Origin of the sequence: Clostridium sediminicola, from assembly GCF_050402865.1 — a bacterium.
Classification (GTDB): Bacteria; Bacillota; Clostridia; order Clostridiales; family Clostridiaceae; genus Clostridium_AF; species Clostridium_AF sediminicola.
The window spans coordinates 1-897 of the sequence record NZ_BAABMF010000068.1; the positions used below are offsets into that span (position 1 = coordinate 1).

Below are 897 nucleotides of genomic sequence, written 5' to 3' on the forward strand. Positions count from 1 at the left end.
CGCCGCATGCGTTGAATCCTTCTGCTCTATCCATTACTGCTACAGCTACTTTTCCTTCTAGTGCTGCTGCAATTTCTTCTGCTGGGAATGGTCTAAATACACGAATCTTAAGAAGTCCAACTTTTTTGCCTTCTGCTCTTAAAGCATCTATTGCATCTTTAGCTGTTCCTGCAGCTGAGTTTATTATAACTATTGCAGTTTCAGCATCGTCTAATTTATAAGATTCAAACATTCCATATTTTCTTCCAGACATTTTTTCGAACTCTGCTGCAACTTCCATAATTACCTTTTTAGCATTCATCATGCCTTGGGCTTGTTGTCTTTTATGTTCCATGTAATAGCTTGGTGTATCATATGGTCCTACGGACATTGGCTCTTCAGGATTTAAAAGGTAATGTTTTGGATAGTACTCACCTACAAAATTCTTAACTTTTTCATCTTCTATTAATTCTATATTTTCAACAGCATGACTTGTGATGAATCCATCTTGACATACCATAACTGGTAATCTTACATCATCATGCTCTCCGATTCTTACAGCTTGTATAAAGTTATCATAAGCTTCTTGGTTGTTTTCTGAATATATTTGTAACCAACCTGCATCTCTTGTTGGCATACTATCTGAGTGGTCTGCATTTATGTTAATAGGACCTGATAATGCCCTGTTTATTACTGCCATTGTTATTGGTAATCTATTTGATGCTGCTATATATAATTCTTCAAACATTAGTGCAAGTCCACAAGATGATGTTGCTGTGAATGTTCTAGCACCTGCTGATTCAGAACCAATACATGCTGACATTGCACTATGCTCACTCTCTACTGGTACAAATTCAGTATCTACTTGACCATTTGCAACATATCTAGAAAAGTACTGTGGTACTTCTGTTGATGGTG

At 36.7% G+C, this 897-nt stretch carries 1 protein-coding gene; it reads right to left on the bottom strand.

The features are described from left to right. Positions 1-897 (bottom strand): pyruvate ferredoxin oxidoreductase (gene porA / locus ACQ3F0_RS26735; protein WP_428868866.1); only part of this gene is annotated, 897 nt, incomplete at both ends.